The following is a 17,297-nucleotide window of genomic DNA, read 5'->3' as shown; positions in this document are numbered from 1 at the left end:
GTGCCTTCGTCGATCGTTGGGTGCGTGCATCGGCTGCGCGGGTTCCCGTGGACCGTAAGTGCTTGACCCATCAGGTGAACGCGTGGTCGCTGGATCTGTCGAAACCCGACTGGGTCGCCCGCCGCTACGGCCGAGCGGCAACCGTCTGCGCGGGTGCGCCACCGACGACCGAGTTGACCGGGTGGCGGCGCGTCCGAAACCTGTACGGCGACTTCGCCGATCCGCTCGCGCGCTACGTGGTCTCGTATTACTACGCGACCTGGGCGTTGCGTCCGACCGGAATTCCGAACAAGCTGCGCGATCCTTTCCGCGAACAAGCCCGCTCGACGGCCTGCACCGCGGTCCACCTCCGCCTCGTGCGTGGCTCCGCCGCCGAACCCGGCGTGCTCGGCACCGAGCAGATGGCCACGTCGTTCGTGACGCAGGTCGCCGCGGACGCCGTCGAACACCGCGGCGCGCATCGGCAGTCGGCGGTCCTCGCCTTCGCCGACGGCGTACTGGATCAGGCGAGAATGCTCGACCGCGACCACGTCGCCGTCGCTGATCGCTGCGGGCTGCCGTTCGACGCGGTCGAACCGCTCATCGCACGGCTGATCGACAGTGCGGACCGCCTCATCGCGGAATACGACCTGGATCTGCCCACCGCACCGCAGGCATCGGCGCGCACCGAGGACCTGCTCCGGTTCGTGGACAAGGAGTACGAGGACGTCGTCGCGGCGATCCGGCGGCACACCCTGGCCGGCGTGCCACCGCCCGTCCAGCTCGAACGCCGGTCGGAACACCTGACCGAGGCCAGGGCGCGCACCCACCGCGCGCTGCTGCGGGCGATCCGCCGCGGCTGCGCCATGACCGACGAGGATGCTCGGCGCATGTTCTACGCGCGCCTGGGCTGGCTCGTGCGCGGCGAGGCGAAAATGAAGTCACACAGACAGTTCGGCGATCATGCGGCTGCGGACACCGCCGATCACGGCACCGCCAGGGACGAATTGCTCACCGCGCTGCGGACGTGTCTGATCCGGCACCGTGCCGAGATCCCACTCGGCATCGGTGCGGCGGCGGAATACGACCTCGTGCTGCGGCTGCTGGGATTGCCCGGCCTCGAAGCCGAACTCCTGATCGGTGACACCGCCGCACTCACCGCCTGGTGCGCAGCGGCCTGGGCACAGCAACGCCCGGATCACGCGCTGGCGATGGACCCCGTCGCCGCTGCGGATGTCATCCTGCATGCCGTCCGGTGGGCGGTCGAACAGTCGAGGGGCGGGGCATGACCGGACCGGACAGACCGCTCCCGGCGATTCGAGTCGGCGGCATCCCGATACCGCTCGGCGCACCGCCCGCAGTGTGGCGGTCCACATCGGAGGCGGCGGTCGCCGAGGTCACGGTCGCGGTCGGGCCCGGCGTGTCGGTGACAGTGGACGCCGCCGACCCGGGGACGGTCCTCGCCTGGTCCGTTGCCGCACAGGCGGATCCCACCCCACTGGCCACTGCCTGCACGGAGGACGTGACCGCGCTCGTCGAGCAGGTCCGCGCCGGGACAGGCACCACCGCGGACACCCCGCTGCGGCTCGGTCCGGCATGGACCCGGCGCGCACTGGTAGCTGCTGTGTCGCAACGGTTTCCGGCGCCGCTCCACGAGGGAGCGCTGCTGCTCGATGCCGCAGCGGCCGATCAAGGCGTCGGCGATTCGGCGCTGGCGGCAGTCACGCTGGGCTGGGCTGCGCCGGTGCTCGACGCGCTCGCCACCGCGAGCCTGACAGACCAACTCACCCCGGCCGCCGCGGCCACCCTCAACGACGTTGCGCAGCAGTGTGAACGAGCCGCCGCGGGCGTCGACGTCGGCACGGATGTGACCGCGCTCGCCGAGCGGCTCGCGCACCGGCAAACCGCCGTTGCGGCGCGTCGGCTGAGTCCGTTGCTCGAATGGCTTGCGCGCAGCGGTGATTCGGTATCGGCATTCACTTTGGGCGGCGGCACGGAGCCTGGCGTGACACCGGCGCAGTTGCCGGAGGAAGTGGATCTGCTCGCGGTGCCCGCGCGAATCCTGCGCTGGGCTGGATCGCGCGAACCGGAGATCCGGGTGCTGACCACGACGCGCACCGGAGACCGGGGCTATGAGACGGTCCGCGTGCACGTGCCCCTCGCGGATCAGGTGGACGCGCTGTGCCGGGAGGCCGGCGTCCTGCGCGCCTATGCGGCCGACGGGCAGAGCGGCCGATTGTTGTGCACCGCCGCGATGCACCTGCGGGAGCGAATGCTGTTGGGCGAACTCAGTTTCCGAAGGCGCCACGGCGAGGACCCCGTCTTCGGCGTCTTCTCGGCCGACCTGGGGCCGGGCGTCCTGCGCTGCACGCCCACCGGGCGCGCGTTGCGCTCGATCGACCGTCTGATGATCGACGCGTGGTCCACCCACCGCGGGGCCGTCGCGGCGGCCGCGGCCACCGATCCCGACGCGCCGGACGCGGTACAGCAACAGCTGCGGGGACGCGCCGAGGGCATGCTCGTGCGCGCCAGATCGCTGACCAACAACGCGCTGGATCGGCTGGAAGTACTGGCCGCGCGCATCTCGCCGGACGACGAGCCGCTGGGTGACCAGCTCGACGCGCGACTCGATGCCATCGATGGCTATATCTCGACGCTGGAAGGCAGTGCGCTGCATCTCGCGCCCGGGACCGAGCCGCTACTGGCCGAGCAGGTTCCGGCCGACGATGCGCAGGACGGGCCCACGTGAACGACCCGGCCGCCGAGATCGAACTGCTCGTACGCGCCGCCGATGCGGGCGACACCTACCTGTCGTGGACCTGGTTGGACGCGGCGCGCACGCCCACTGTCTGCCGACTCGATGCCCGAGAACGGGAAAGGGTCTTCGGCGCCCTGGAAGACGCACTGCCACACCCGCGCCCGCCGGCGACCGGGAACGGCGGCGACGCTCGGCAAGAATCCGACCCCGAGGCCGTGCGACGTGCGCTCACCATCGGCGCCTTCGCCGCGTACGCCACCGAACACGCTCTGTCGACGCGCCTCGCCGACGCGCTGCTGCCCCGCGACGTGCGCAACCGGCTGGCCGAGTACGCCGACGCTCGGCGCATCCGGATCAGGGTCACCCCGAGTGCCCGGCTCGCCCAGGTGCCGTGGGAACTGCTCGTGCTCGACGGTGACCGCCGGCTGCTGGATATCGCGGAGATCGTCTACGACCCACCCGCGACACTGCATGTCGGCCGCAGCAGGCCGCCGGTGCCCTGGGCCCAGCAGCGACAGCTGCCGCCACTGCACGTGATCGACCCTGTTCTGCCGGCCAGCGCACAACCAGCACTGCACAACGTCTTTCGCCATCTCGACGACCTCGGCGCGCTGGGCGCGTTCGAGAGCCGGGTCGTGCGCGAGCGCCGCACGGCCGGCCGCGGTACGCATCGCCGCCGGGGGCAGGACCGCGCCGCGCGACCCGTGCCTGCCCTGGTGCCGGTGCAGGGCGAAGTCACCCGGGTGCAACTCAGCGCGGCACTGATTCGGGGCTGCTCCAGATTTCTGTACTTCGGCCATGTCTCGGCGACGCCGAACGAACCCGGCTCCGCGGCAATTCATCTCGGCGATGTCGTCGGACCGCCCGACGAGCCGGGTGGGGTGTGGGGTCTGGCCGCGCCGCGCGGCGGGGCCCCGGGTGACACCCGCGGCGCGCATCTTCCGCTCTGCGCGCTCGACTTCCTCTTGGGCACAACCCGATCCGACGACCCCGAGGTATGGACCCGCTACGGCGCGACCCGCCCGCAGTTCGGCCACGAGATCTGGCCGATGCCGAGCCGGGTCGCGATCATCGCGTGCGAAGGCGGCGTCGACTTCCGGTCCGCCGAGACCTTCGGGTTGATCATGGCCGCGCTCGACGCGGGCGCGGAGTTGGTCACCACCACCCGCTGGGTGCTGCCCACCGATGCCGCCTTCCGCTCCTGTCTCGGCCTGCCGCCCGCGCGACGCCCGACCACGGAACTCGCCCTGCAGGTCGACGACGCGCACAACGACTCCGATCCCGTTGCCGCACTGGCGCGTTGGCAGCGCGAGCAGCTGTGCGCCTGGCGCGACACCGGTGCGACGTCGTGTTCCCCGATCGTCTGGGCCGCACTCACCAGCACCGTCGCGCCCGCGCGCGAACCCGCCGGGCCGAGCCAGGCGCACGACGCCGCTGTCGGTCGATCGCACGACTGACGACGCCCCTTGCGCAGCGGGAGAATCGACGGCAACGCCCCGTGGCGACTGTCCGCCGCCGACGAAAGGCCAACCCATGCAGTACTCGCGCACCACTTCCCCGCGCGGTTAGCCGTTCCCATGCTGTCGAATCGAATGCTCGCGCTCGTCCTGCTGGTGGACGCCGCAGCCGATACCGCGCGGGACGAGGCGGCGGCCGACCGGCAGCTCCGCGACGCGCGGGTCACCGAGCAATTGCGAGCCCGGCAGCGTCAGGCCGCGGACCTGCGCCGCCGTGTGCTGATCAGAGCCGGTCGGCTCGCGGTCCAGGCCGTGTTCACGGCGTTGCTGGTCTCCGCGTTCGGGGCCATGGCCGCCGCGTTCAGCGAGCACATCGCCGAGACGGTGTGGTTTGCTGCCTACGACGTACGCAGGGTCTCTTTCGCCGATTTCGGCTCCCTCTGGCTGTACGTGTCGATCGCACTGCTGAGCGCCGTGGCCGCCCTCTCGGTGCTCGCGTTCCAGTTCCCGTATCCGATCGGTCGAGAAGTCGTATCGCCTTTTGCCACATGGGGTTTCGCCGGGGGCGCGGCGCTCTTCGGTTTTCAGGCGCTGAGCGGCGCGGGGGCCGGTGCCTGGTGGTTACCGTCGGCGTTCGCCGTGGTGGGGCACCTGGCCTACGGGATTTACCGCGGCACGCGAGCGAGCGGGTAGCCGATGAGCAGTGCCGCCATCCGCTATCAGGTCGTGCCCGAACACACCCTGCGCGCACAGGCGCAGCGGCGGCTGCGCGTGCTCGGCGCGCGCGCCGCCCGGGTGTCCGCACGGTGCACCGCGGTCGGCCTTCCCGCGCCCCAAGCACCCGCCGGCCGGTACACGACGTCCGCGGAGATCAACGCGGCGTGCGAACAATGGGAGACCGCCCTCGCCGCGGCGGAACCCGCCATCCAACAGGCACAAACCCAGCAGCGGGCCGAACAGGTCAGCCGCGACGTGGCGACGGCGCTCGCCGACCTTGCCCGAACTCAGCCCGTGGGGTCGGAAATCGAGCGCGCCGAGCCGGATACGTCCACCCACGCTCGATTGACTACACGTGTCGATCGACTGCTCACCACCCTGCTCGTCCCGGCGCCCGAGCTCGTGCAGGCGGGCGCGGCGGTGCTCCGGTGCACCGACCCGGCGCGGGCCGAAATGCTGCTCAGCGAACTCGATTCGCGCATCGCCGCCGCCAACACGGCAACCCGCAGGGCAACGGCCGATCGCGAGCAACTCGCAGAACTACGCGCCGCCGCAACAGAACTGGCCGACCCGAGCAGCATCGCCCGGTTACTCGACAGCGCCGAACGCCTTCTCGACCGTGGGCTCGATCCGACGGCGGAGCTGGCACAGGCCCGCGCACGCGTCGCTGAACGGATCGCACACGAAGACGCCACGCGCGAGCGCCGATTCGTGCTCGACGCGGTGCAGCAGGCCCTGACGGACCTCGGCTATGCGGTCACACCCGTCGCCATGGACACCGCCGGATCGATCGTGCTCACCGCGCCCGGATCGGCGGCGATGGGCGTGCGAGCCCGGATCGTCAACGGGGAGATCGATATTCGCACGGTGCAGACCGGTGCGGAGCCCGAGGAAGTCACTTTGTCCGCGCAGGGCGAGATCTGTGCCGACCTCCGCGCACTGCCGGATCGGCTACGCGCACATGGCGTAGTACCCGATCGGTTCCGGCAGTCCGGGGCAGGATTGGCCGCCGTCGAAGTCGTGCCCGCGCCGCAGACGGCCGCGACCGTCCGCCGATCCGCCGTGGAACGGAGTGCCGAACAATGAGTTCCCCCGTGGTCGAGGCGCTGCCGTCCTGGTTGCGCGAGATCGATGTGGCGCTGGCCGCGAACCCGCAGATCATGGTCACTGGCGCGCTGCGCGATCTCGTGCTGCTGCCCGGCCCCGACGGCACTGTGACCAGGCTGGTGAGCGTGGCGGAGGCGCTGCGCAGCGTGCTGGCGGAGGCGGGGCATCGGTCGGTGATCGCACTCGATCCGGTGGACGGCGCGCGCGTCATGATGGACGACGGCGGCGTAGCCGCCGCGATCGTCGGCGCCGCCGCCTCGTCGAATTCCCGGACACCGACCGATCCGCTACCGCTGCTGCGCCGGGTGCTGCACGATGTCGTGCTCTCCGAACGCCCCTGTTGCCTGATCATCGACTCGGCCTCCCGGCTGGTCCCCGCCGCGGATCTGGGCAGTGCGGAACTGCACCGCGTCTTCATCACCGCCGAGCGGCTGATGACCGGCGCGCCCCGGCGCACCGTGCCGGGACCACATCGGACATCGCTGTACAACACGGTCTTCTGGTTGCTGGACCGGGAAAACGACCTGCCGCACTGGATGATCAGCGGACAGCTCGCCCGGGTGGTCTCCATTCCGGCCGCCGGGCTCGCGCAACGTCGCGCGGTGGTCGCGCTGCTCATCTCGTCGCTCCCTGAAGCGCCCCTGCGGGATTCGGTGCAGTACCACGCCGTCGTCGACAGCTACGCCGGGCAGACCAGTGGTTTGACGCTGCGCTCGATCAAGGAGATCAACCGCCTGGCCATCGATCGGCGGATTCCGGCCGAGCGGATCGAGGACGCCATCCGCACCTTTCGCGTCGGCATCCCCGAAAACCCTTGGCAGGACGCGGCGCTCAAGCAGCGGATCCGGATGGGCACGAAGCTGCTCGGCGCGAAGGTGCTCGGCCAGCCGGTCGCCGTGCGCAAGTCGGTCGACATCCTGATCCGTTCTGCGATGGGACTGACCGGCGCCCACACGGCGGGCAGCGGCACCCGCCCGCAGGGCGTGCTGTTCTTCGCCGGACCGACCGGAGTCGGCAAGACCGAACTGGCCAAGTCGATCGCCGAACTCGTCTTCGGCCGCGCCGACGCGTTCGTCCGGTTCGATATGAGCGAGTTCTCCGCCGAGCACACCGAGGCGAGGCTGATCGGCGCGCCACCGGGATACACCGGGCACAGCGCGGGCGGCGAACTGACGAACGCGGTGCGCCAGCAGCCTTTCCGGCTGATCCTGTTCGACGAGATCGAAAAGGCCGCGCCGCGGATTCTGGACAAGTTCCTGCAGATCCTGGGTGACGGCAGGCTGACCGACGGCAGCGGGTCTACCGTGTACTTCTCCGAGACGCTCATCGTGTTCACCTCGAATCTCGGTGTGTACCGGACGGATTCGACCGGGCAGCGGGTGCCGATCGTGGCCCGGGGCACGCCGTACACGACGGTCGAATCGACCATCCGAGCGGCGATCGCCGACTACTTCACCAAGGAGATCGGCCGGCCGGAGTTGCTGCGCCGGATCGGCGACGACGTGGTGATCTTCGATTTCATCTCCGACGAAACTGCCGCGCAGTTGGTTCCGCAGTTCGTCTCGAACGTCATCGACCGGGTCCGCGCCACCACCGGCATCACGGTGACGGTCGAGGACGCGGTCCGCAAGCAGCTGCTGGCCGCGGCGCTGACCCGGCTCGACTTCGGCGGCGGCGGTGTGGCCGCCGCGGTGGAGGCACTGCTGGTCAATCCGCTGGCGCGGGCGCTGTTCGACCTGCCGTCCGGTACCGACGCGGCGACGGTGACGGATCTGGCCGAGTCGGACGACGGATGGACGGTGACCCTGGCATGACGTCGATGTTGTTGTCACGCTTGCACTATCCGGTGAGCAATCTGGGCTTCGGCACCCGCGCGGGCGTCTGGTTCCAAGGCTGCACGATCGGCTGTCGTGGCTGCCTGGCCCGCGATACCTGGGCATCCGACGAAGCGACGCGCTGCGATGTCCGACGGGTCCTCGAGTGGTTACGGCGCACTCCGGGACCGCTGGACGGCGTGACCATCTCCGGCGGCGAGCCCACCGACCAACCCGAGGCATTGCGTGCCCTCTTGGCCGGAATCGAGCGCCGGAACGCCGAAACCGGTGCGCCGCTGGACGTCCTGCTGTTCTCCGGCCGCTCGGCGAAATGGTTACGCGCGAAATGCGCGTGGGTGTTCGACGCCGTCGACGTCCTGGTGAGCGAGCCGTTCGTCGCCGCCAAGGCGGGGTGCGAACCGCTGCGCGGCTCATCGAACCAGCACGTGCACGTGCTGACCGACCTCGGCCGCGAACGCTACCTCGGACCGGACTTCACGAGTTATGCCGTGCAACGACGAGAACTCGGCGTGCACGTGGAGAGCGGAACCGTTCGGCTGGTCGGTATTCCGTTGCCAGGTCATATGGCGGCGCTGACCGCGGCGCTGTCCGAGCAGGACATCGAGCTGGACGACGCGTCATGGCTGACCTGACCGACGGAGAAGTCACCTGTCCCGCCTGCGGCAGCCGCGGCGCACCGACGCTGATGTGCCCGAACTGCGGCCACGACCTGCCGGATACGTCGGCGCCACCGGAACCCGAAACCTCCTCGCGCGGTGGGCCGCTCGAACTCGTCCTCGCCTCGGGCGCACGACTGCGAATCCTGCCCGGCCAGCTCGTGGGCATCGGCCGCGACGAAGGGTTCCCCGCCGCAGTGGTTTTCGAGAACTACACCAATGTCTCGCGTTTCCACGGGGAGCTGCGCTACGACGGCGATCGCCTGTATTTCACCGATACCTCCACCAACGGCACGTTCGTGAACGACGTCCGGATACCACAGCACGAAGAGCACCCGATCAGTCGCGGCGACACCCTGCGGCTCGCCGCCGACGTGCCCGTCACCATCGAATGGGAGCCCTGATGCGGATCCGGATCGCCGCGGTGACCCACCGCGGACTGACCCGCGCGCACAACGAGGACGCGCTGGGCTGGGGCGGTTGGGCGTTGCAGGGCGCGATGCCCGCGCCGATCACCACCGAGTTACGCGTCGACCGCCCCACCACACTCGTCGTCTGCGATGGGCTCGGCGGCCATGCCGGGGGCGCGACCGCCAGCCGGTTGGCCTGCGAATCCCTCACCGCGCCTGCGACGGTCGCCGCGTCGGCCGGGCCCGAACAGACCAGAGCCGTCATCGGCGCGCTGCTGCAACGGATCTCGGAGACACTCGACGACCTCGGCGAGCAACGAGCCGACCTGCGCGGCATGGGCTGCACCGTGGCGGGGGTGACCGTGCACCCGGACGGATCCGCGCTGGTGTTCAACGTCGGCGATTCGCGCGCCTACCGGCTGGAAGGTCGCTATCTGGCCCAGCTGTCGCTGGATCACCGTGCGGCCCGATCGAATCGGTTACAGCAGGCCCTCGGCGGCGGCCGGCGCACCCTGCTCGATCCGGCGTTCTTCGACTGCCGCCTGCCTTCGTACCCCGGCATGCTGCTGTGCACGGACGGCCTCGACGACTACACGAAACCCGAAGCGATCGAACGACTCTTCGCGGCAGGCGCGGCCGACCTGCCCGCACAGCTCCGCGATCTGGCCATCGCGGGCGGCGGCGGCGACAACGTGACCGTTCTGCAGGTTGTGGCCTGTGACGGCGAAGGAGACGACGATGGCTGACGAAACACGCATGGACGCCCCCGATTCCGGTCGGCGGGGGGCACCGCAGACGCGACTGGATCGCACCGGCACCAGTGCGCCGCCGACTCGGCTCGATGATCCCGGCAGCACCGCGCACAGCGAGACCGCCCCGCGCCCGCCCGCGCCGCAGACTCGGATCGACAGCAGCCCGCACGATGCGTTCCAGCCGCTGCCGCCCGCGCTGGCTTCCCGATTCACCGTGCAGCGCAAGCTCGGCAGCGGTGGCGAGGCGACGGTGTGGCTGTGCCGGGCCACCAACGGGCACGACTTCGCGATCAAGCTGTTCCACCAGGTGCCCCGCTACCGCGTGGATTTCGAGGCGCCGCAGTACCGGAACAGCTTCCGGGCCGAACATTCGGTGCGCGTCTTCGAGCGCGGCAGCGACCTGGACATCCATTTCGAGGTGATGGAGTACTGCCGGTTCGGCTCGCTCGACAGCTTCTTGCGGGAGCGTGATCCGCACGGTGGCACAGCGGATCTCGCGGTGGAGGTGCTGCGCCAGCTCGCGACGAAGCTGCACGCGTTGCAGCGGCCGGACGGCGGCACACTCGTGCACGGAGACGTGAATCCCCGCAACATTCTGGTGCGTTCGGATTCGCCGCTGGAGTTGGTGCTCGCCGACTTCGGCCTCGCGGTAGATCTGGGCGGCCGGTCGAAGATCACCAATACCGGTCAGGGCACCGCCGCCTACAGCGCACCGGGTGCGCCGCAACGCTGGCGAGTCGAGGACGACTGGTGGAGTGTCGGCATGGTGCTCTACCGAGTGCCCGTCGGCCGCGGCTACTTCGAGGACGACGCGGGCAGGCAGCTGGCGGACAGCACCATCGACGCCGAGGTGAACACCCGCGATATCTCCTTGGCCGCCTTGGACGACCTGGCGCTGCGGCCCGCGATGCGCAGCCGGTGGCAGCGACTGCTGACCGGCCTGCTGACCCGAGATCCGCGGCAACGCTGGGGGTTCACCGAGGTCGAGGCGTGGCTCGCCGGGAAAGCCCCGGCGGTGCACCGCGCCGCGCCGAACGCCGAGGAACCCGCGAGCCGAGCGCGGCGGGCCCTGATGCCGTTCGCACTGCCCGGCGTCGGCACGTTTCACGACAGCGCGTCGCTCGGCGCCGCGATGGCGGGCTATCCGGAACCCGCCGCCCGCGCGCTGGCCGGTCGCGGCCGTGCCGCGCTGCTCAACTGGCTCGTCGACGATGTCCGCACCGGTGATTCGTATGCCGAGCTGAAGTCCTACGGCGACGGCTGGGGTCCGGAAGAACTCGCCACCTATTTCACCGCCAAGCTCGCCCCCACCGCCGCACTCACCTATCGGGGGCACGCCGTGGACACAGTGGCCGACCTGTGCGGCCTCGCCACGGCATTCGACGCCGCCGAGGTCGTCACGTCCCTGTACGACCGGCAGTTGGTCGGCAGCCTGAGCGGTCCGCACCGCTCGAACTATCCGATGATCGACGCCGATTGGCGCGATATCGTGCAGCACGCCGACGAGTTGGGCGAGCAGTACGGTTTCGACATCCGCTTCGGCCGCGCTCCCCAGCGCACTCACGTCATCCGCTACGCGCTGCTGCTGGCGGCGGGCGACGAGGCGGTCGCCGACAGCTTCGTCGCCGGTGTCCGCCATCGCCTCGCGGACCCGAACATGGCCTCGGCCAACGAGGTTTCGTGGTTCGCGCAGCTGCGGCAGGAGGCGCGCCTCTAGCTCAGACCCGTTCGACCCGCACCGCGATCTCGGCGGAAGTGCCGACGGTGCCGGTGAATCCGTCCTCGACCGAATCCGCATATACCACGGTGGTCGCGAGCGTCTCGCGCGCGATGAAGTTTTCGTGCTGACGCACGATCTGCGCCACCTCGGCCGCCGCGGCGACGGTGAGCACGATGCGGTCGGCGACCGCCAGGCCCGCTTCGCGCCGGGCGTTCTGGACGACGCGTACCACATCCCGGGCACTTCCCTCGGCCGCGAGTTCCGGGGTGATCTCGGTGTCCAGCGCGATGGTGACACCACGCTGGGATTCGACCACCCAGCCGCTGCGCGGCAGCTCGGAAACGAGCACATCGCCGGCGGTGAGCACGACCGGTACGCCGTCGAAATCCACTGTCGCCGAGCCGTTGTCGCGCAGTTGGGTGACCAGCTCGGCCGCGTCCGCGCGGTGGATCACGTCGGCCACCGCCTGGGTCTGCTTGCCGAAACGCTTGCCCAGCGCCCGGAAGTTCGCCTTCACCCCGATGTCGAGCACCGTCGCCGCGGACTGCAACCGTTGCAGGCTCTTGACGTTCAGTTCGTCCGCTACGTCGTCGAGCAGTTCGCGCGGCAGGTCGGCGCCCGGTGGCAGGCCGACGAACGCCCGCGCCAACGGTTGCCGCACCCGCACCTTGCTCGCCTTGCGCGCCGCCCGGCCTGCCTCCGCGAGCGCCTGCGCGGTATGTACTTGCTCGGCCAGCACCGGATCGATCAATGCCCGGTCGGCACCGGGCCATTCGGCGAGGTGCACCGAATCCGGGGCCGACGGCAGGCCCGGTCGCACGACGTCTTGCCACACCCGTTCGGTGAGGAACGGGATGAACGGAGCCAGCAGCCGCGTGCCGACCTCGAGGCATTCGAACAGCGTGGACAGGGCGTCCTGTTCGCCGTCCCAGAATCGTTGCCGTGAGCGCCGCACGTACCAGTTCGACAGCGCGTCGACGAATTCCGCGAGCAGACGACCGGCGCCGGTCGTGTCGTAGGACTCGAGCCGGGCATCCACTTCCGCGGTGAGCGTGTGCAGTTCACCCAGAATCCACCGGTCGAGCACCGGGCGCTCGGCCACCGGGCGTGCCGAATCCGGTTGCCACGCTGAGTTGCTCGCGTAGAGCGCGAAGAAGGACGCGGTGCTCCAGTACGTCATCAGCAGACGCCGCGTGATCTCGTCGAGCGGGCCGGGGCCGACCCGGCGCGCCGACCACGGCGAACCCGAGCAGGCCATGAACCAGCGCAGTGCGTCGGCGCCGTGCGCGTCCATCAGCGGGACCGGGGCGAGCACGTTGCCGAGGTGCTTGCTCATCTTGCGGCCGTCTTCGGCCAGGATGAGCCCGAGGCACACGACGTTCTCGTACGCGGACCGATCGAACACCACCGTGCCCACCGCCATCATGGTGTAGAACCAGCCGCGCGTCTGGTCGATGGCCTCGCAGATGTACTGCGCCGGATAGTTGCGCTGGAACGCCGCGACGCTGCCTTCGACGTGCGGATAGCCCAAGGCGGCGAACGGCATCGACCCCGAGTCGTACCAAGCGTCGATCACCTCGGGCACGCGGGTGGCCGTGGTCGCGCACTGCGGACAGGCGAAGGTCACGGCGTCGATGTACGGACGGTGCGGATCGATGCTCGACACGTCGGCGCCCGCCAGAGTGCCGAGTTCGGCGCGCGAGCCGACTGCGGTCACGTGCCCGTTCTCGCAGCGCCACAACGGAAGTGGGGTCCCCCAGTAGCGACTGCGGGAGAGAGCCCAGTCGATGTTGTTGTCGAGCCAGTTACCGAAACGTCCGTGCTTGATGGTCTCCGGGAACCAGTTGGTCCGCTCGTTCTCGTGCCGCAATTGCTCGCGCACCGCGGTGGTCCGGATGTACCAGGACGGCTGCGCGTAGTACATGAGCCGGGTGTGGCAGCGCCAGCAGTGCGGGTAGCTGTGCTCGAAATCGGTGCGGCGGAACAGCAGTCCGCGTCGCTGGAGTTCCTGGATCAGCACCGGATCGGCGTCGGTGAACAACAGCCCGCCGATCAGTGGCAGGTCGCCGAAGAACCGGCCGTCGGACTCGATCGGATTGACCAGTGGCAGCCCGTTGGCCTGGCAGACGACGAGATCGTCGGCGCCGAACGCCGGAGCCTGATGAACCAGACCGGTACCGTCCGCTGTGGTCACGTAGTCGGCGAGCACGATTCGATGTGCGTTCGGGATGTCGACCAGGTCGAAGGCGGGGCGATAGCGCAGGCCGGCCAGCTCCGCGCCGGGCACCTCGGCCAGCCGCTGCGCGCCATCCCCGAGCACCGCGGCCGAAAGGGTCTCGGCGACAAGGAATGTCCCGGCGTCGGTGCGCGCGACCACGTAGTTCACCGCCGGATGGACGGCGACGGCGGTATTGGCGGGCAGGGTCCACGGCGTCGTGGTCCAGATCAGCAGCTCGACACCGTCGAGGCCGGCCACCGGATCCACCAGCGGCAGGCGCACGTAGACCGACGGATCGGTGACGGTCTCATACCCTTGCGCCAGTTCGTGATCCGACAGCGTGGTACCGCACCGGGGACAGTACGGCGCCACCCGGAAGTCCTCGGTGAGCAGTCCGCGCTCGAAGATCCGCTGCAACGACCACCACACGCTGTCGACGTATTCCGGCGACATGGTGGTGTACGGATGTGCCAGATCGATCCAATACCCCATGCGTTCGGTCATCCGCTCGAACTCGCCGACATGGCGCAGCACCGATTCCCGGCAACGCGCGTTGAATTCGGCGACGCCGAATTTCTCGATCTCCGGCTTCCCGTTGAGGCCCAGTTCCTTCTCCACCGCCAGCTCGACCGGCAGCCCGTGGCAGTCCCAACCAGCTTGCCGCGGCACCGAATAGCCCTTCATGGTCTTGAACCGCGGGAAGACGTCCTTGAAGACCCGGGCTTCGACGTGATGCACGCCCGGCGACCCGTTGGCCGTGGGCGGGCCCTCGTAGAACCCCCACCGCGGCCCGTCCGCGGTGCGCTCCAGGCTGCGCGCGAAAATGCGCTGCGCCCGCCACCATTCGATGATCGACGATTCGGCCGCGGGCAGGTCGAGGCGCGTCGGCAGGACGCTGAACGGTGACGCGGGCCGATCGTCGTGGACCACCGAGACTCCTAGGTTTCGTGCTCGGACAGGCAAGCTGAGGCAAGCAGGCTAACAACGACCGCCGCGCGCGGGCATCCGAAATTCAGCTCAGGTCAGCCGAGAGTGCCCGGCTGACCTCGGTGAGCAGCGGCACCGCCCGCTCGACGAGTTCCTCGGACATCCGGCCCACCGGACCGGAAACGGAGATGGCCAACTGGGCGGGCGCGTCGGGGACCGCGACGGCGACGCACCGCACGCCGAGTTCCTGTTCGCCCTCGTCCATGGCGTAGCCGTGCTGCGCGGCGGTCGCCAATTGCGCGGCGAACTCGGCCGGATCGGTGATGGTGTGCTCGGTGTAGCGCGGCATGCCGGTGCGCTGCAACAGTTCTCGGGTCTGTTCGGCGGGCATGCCGGCCAGCAGCACCTTGCCGACCGCCGTGCAGTGCGGCAGCACCCGACGGCCCACCTCGGTGAACATGCGCATCGAATGCCGCGACGGTACTTGCGCGACGTACACGATCTGATCGCCGTCGAGCATGGCCATGTTCGCGGACTCACCGAGTTCGTCCACGAGCCGGGCCAATTGCGGGCGCGCCCGGACGCTCAGCATGTGCGCCGAGCTCTCGCCGAGCTTGATCAGCTTCGGACCGAGGACGTACTGGCGCGACGGTTCCTGGCGCAGATATCCCAGGTCGACGAGCGTGCGCACCAGGCGATGAATGGTCGGCAGCGGCAGACCGGACGCCGTGGCGAGCTGCGAGAGGCCCATCATCCCGCCCTCGTCGGCCATGGTCTCGAGCAGGCCGAAGGCGCGCTCGATGGACTGGACGCCGCCGGTCCGTCCTCTGGCTTCGCTCGCTGCGGTCACCGGGCCACCTCCATCTTTCCGGATGGCGGAAGTCTACCGAGGCCAGTCGGCCGTCCGAGACCCGCCGAACGCTGCGCACTTTCCTTGACGAGGCCCGAGCCGGACTTCTAGCATATTCCGCATAACAGAAGTTCTTTTCCGTATCGCGGAATTTATTGGAGGTATCCGTGGGTCACTCGCTGCGCTACGCCGTCAACTGCTCACTCCTGTTCACCGAACTGCCCCTCCTCGAACGGCCCGCGGCGGTCCGGGCCGCCGGGTTCGACGCGGTCGAGTTCTGGTGGCCGTTCGACGGCGCCGTACCCGGCGACCGGGAAGCCGACGCGTTCGTCGCCGCGATCGCCGATGCGGGCGTGGCGCTGGTCGGCCTGAACTTCGCGGCCGGCAACATGCCGCTCGGCGACCGCGGCCTGGTGTCCTGGCCCGCCAGGTCCGCCGAGTTCCGCGACAACATCGACGCCACCCTCGCGATCGGCGAACGCCTCGGCTGCCGAATGTTCAACGCGCTCTACGGCAATCGCGTCGACGAGTCGTCCGCCGACGAACAGGACGCGGCGGCGACCGAGAATCTCGCGCTGGCCGCCGCGGCCGCGGCTCGGATCGGCGGGACCGTGCTGATCGAGCCGGTCAGCGGCGCGACCCGGTACCCGCTGCGCACCGCGGCGGATGCGCTCGCGGTACTCGACCGGGTGCAAACCGCTACCGGCGCAACGAATATCGCCTTGCTCGCCGACCTCTATCACCTGGCAGTCAACGGTGACGACGTGGACAAGGTGATCGCCGCGCACACCGCACGCATCGCCCATGTCCAGATCGCCGACAACAACGGCAGGCACGAACCCGGCACCGGCGACCTGCCGCTCGACCAGCAACTCGGCGCGCTCGAGGCCGGCGGCTACTGCGGCTGGGTCGGACTCGAATACAAGCCGTCCGGCGACTCCGCCGACAGCTTCGCCTGGCTGCCCCGCGAACGCCGCGGCGCCACCGCATAACCACTGTCACGCACCGACTTCAGGGATATCGCATGAGCACAATCGCTTTCATCGGACTCGGCATCATGGGCAGCCCCATGGCCGTTCACCTCGCCACCGCCGGTCACTCGGTGACCGCTTACGACCACAGCACCAACAAGGCCGCGCCGCTCGTCGCGGCGGGCGGACGCGCCACCACCTCGATCGCCGACGCCGTGCACGGCGCCGAGGTGATCTGCGTGATGGTGCCCGACTCCCCCGACGTGCAGGACGTGCTGGCCGGGGAGAAGGGCGTGTTCGACAGCGCCGAACGCGGTGCGCTGATCATCGACTTCTCCAGCATCCGGCCCGATGTCACGGTCGAACTCGCGAAACAGGCGGCGCAGCGAGGCTTCCGGCTACTGGACGCGCCCGTCTCCGGCGGCGAAGCGGGCGCGGTCGGCGCCACGCTGTCCATCATGGTCGGCGGCGACCCGGCCGATTTCGCGGCGGCACAACCGATCCTCGAGGTGGTCGGCAAGACCGTCGTGCACGTGGGCCCCAACGGCTGCGGCCAAACTGTGAAGGCGGCCAATCAGCTGATCGTCGCCGCCAACATCCAGGCCCTGTCCGAGGCTGTCCTCTTCCTCGAGGCGTACGGCGTGGACACCGAGGCGGCGCTGCGCGTGCTCGGCGGCGGGCTGGCCGGATCGAAGGTGCTCGAGCAGAAGAAGGACAACATGCTCTCGCGCACCTTCGAGCCCGGTTTCCGAATCGATCTGCACCACAAGGACATGGGCATCGTCACGACCGCGGCCCGCGAGGCCGGGATCGTGGTTCCGTTGGGCGCCTTGGTCGCTCAGCTGGTGGCCGCCGCCAAGGCGAACGGCGACGGCGGACTCGATCACAGTGCCCTGCTCCGCGGGGTGGAACGCCTCAGCGGGCGCGCGGACAAGGAGAA

14 protein-coding genes are annotated in these 17,297 nt (G+C 69.6%); 12 read left to right on the top strand and 2 right to left on the bottom strand.

Going from position 1 to position 17,297, the window contains the following annotated elements; all coding sequences use genetic code 11:
• The first annotated feature begins 62 nt into the window (after positions 1–62).
• The 10 genes from NBRGI_RS33475 (at position 63) to NBRGI_RS33430 (ending at position 11,388) form a co-directional block, all read left to right on the top strand.
• Entirely contained in the window at positions 63–1,268 is a 1,206-nt protein-coding gene (locus NBRGI_RS33475) for a hypothetical protein (RefSeq protein ID WP_148311045.1), read from the top strand.
• Entirely contained in the window at positions 1,265–2,728 is a 1,464-nt protein-coding gene (locus NBRGI_RS33470; RefSeq protein ID WP_029901179.1) for a hypothetical protein, read from the top strand. Before NBRGI_RS33475 ends, NBRGI_RS33470 begins: the two co-directional genes overlap by 4 nt.
• Positions 2,725–4,194 carry a CHAT domain-containing protein gene (locus NBRGI_RS33465; protein WP_051728226.1) on the top strand — a complete coding sequence of 490 codons (1,470 nt, stop codon included), beginning with the start codon at positions 2,725–2,727 and terminating at the stop codon, positions 4,192–4,194. Before NBRGI_RS33470 ends, NBRGI_RS33465 begins: the two co-directional genes overlap by 4 nt.
• Before the next feature lie 120 nt (positions 4,195–4,314).
• Positions 4,315–4,887: a hypothetical protein gene (locus tag NBRGI_RS33460; protein WP_148311044.1), complete on the top strand. Its 573-nt coding sequence runs from the start codon at positions 4,315–4,317 to the stop codon at positions 4,885–4,887.
• Positions 4,888–4,890: 3 nt separating this feature from the next.
• Positions 4,891–5,997, top strand: a complete 1,107-nt coding sequence (locus NBRGI_RS33455; RefSeq protein ID WP_029901176.1) for a hypothetical protein — start codon at positions 4,891–4,893, stop codon at positions 5,995–5,997.
• A complete protein-coding gene (locus NBRGI_RS33450) occupies positions 5,994–7,832 on the top strand; it encodes an AAA family ATPase (protein WP_029901175.1) in 1,839 nt (612 codons plus the stop codon). Before NBRGI_RS33455 ends, NBRGI_RS33450 begins: the two co-directional genes overlap by 4 nt.
• Positions 7,829–8,485: a 4Fe-4S cluster-binding domain-containing protein gene (locus NBRGI_RS33445; RefSeq protein ID WP_029901174.1), complete on the top strand. Its 657-nt coding sequence runs from the start codon at positions 7,829–7,831 to the stop codon at positions 8,483–8,485. The genes NBRGI_RS33450 and NBRGI_RS33445 overlap by 4 nt, the downstream gene beginning before the upstream one ends.
• Positions 8,473–8,913: an FHA domain-containing protein gene (locus NBRGI_RS33440; RefSeq protein WP_029901173.1), complete on the top strand. Its 441-nt coding sequence runs from the start codon at positions 8,473–8,475 to the stop codon at positions 8,911–8,913. Before NBRGI_RS33445 ends, NBRGI_RS33440 begins: the two co-directional genes overlap by 13 nt.
• Positions 8,913–9,665 (top strand): PP2C family protein-serine/threonine phosphatase, encoded by a 753-nt coding sequence (locus NBRGI_RS33435; RefSeq protein ID WP_029901172.1) that lies wholly within the window; start codon positions 8,913–8,915, stop codon positions 9,663–9,665. The genes NBRGI_RS33440 and NBRGI_RS33435 overlap by 1 nt, the downstream gene beginning before the upstream one ends.
• Positions 9,658–11,388: a protein kinase domain-containing protein gene (locus tag NBRGI_RS33430; protein ID WP_081878338.1), complete on the top strand. Its 1,731-nt coding sequence runs from the start codon at positions 9,658–9,660 to the stop codon at positions 11,386–11,388. The genes NBRGI_RS33435 and NBRGI_RS33430 overlap by 8 nt, the downstream gene beginning before the upstream one ends.
• A gap of 1 nt (position 11,389) precedes the next feature.
• Here the strand turns inward: NBRGI_RS33430 and ileS are convergent, their stop codons facing one another.
• Together ileS and NBRGI_RS33420 are read right to left on the bottom strand one after the other, a co-directional pair.
• Positions 11,390–14,539: an isoleucine--tRNA ligase gene (ileS, locus tag NBRGI_RS33425; protein WP_029901170.1), complete on the bottom strand. Its 3,150-nt coding sequence runs from the start codon at positions 14,537–14,539 to the stop codon at positions 11,390–11,392.
• An 82-nt stretch (positions 14,540–14,621) separates the two neighbouring features.
• A complete protein-coding gene (locus NBRGI_RS33420) occupies positions 14,622–15,386 on the bottom strand; it encodes an IclR family transcriptional regulator (protein WP_029901169.1) in 765 nt (254 codons plus the stop codon).
• A 167-nt stretch (positions 15,387–15,553) separates the two neighbouring features.
• Between NBRGI_RS33420 and NBRGI_RS33415 the strand changes: the two genes are divergently transcribed.
• Positions 15,554–16,378 (top strand): hydroxypyruvate isomerase family protein, encoded by an 825-nt coding sequence (locus tag NBRGI_RS33415; protein WP_029901168.1) that lies wholly within the window; start codon positions 15,554–15,556, stop codon positions 16,376–16,378.
• 32 nt (positions 16,379–16,410) lie between these two features.
• A partial coding sequence (locus NBRGI_RS33410) for a 2-hydroxy-3-oxopropionate reductase (protein ID WP_029901167.1) occupies positions 16,411–17,297 on the top strand: 887 nt, incomplete at its 3' end.

The sequence above is a fragment of the Nocardia brasiliensis IFM 10847 genome (assembly GCF_000710915.1).
Taxonomy (GTDB): Bacteria; Actinomycetota; Actinomycetes; order Mycobacteriales; family Mycobacteriaceae; genus Nocardia; species Nocardia brasiliensis_A.
The sequence above is the reverse complement of the archived record's forward strand: the minus strand, read 5'-3'. Positions and strand labels throughout refer to the sequence as shown.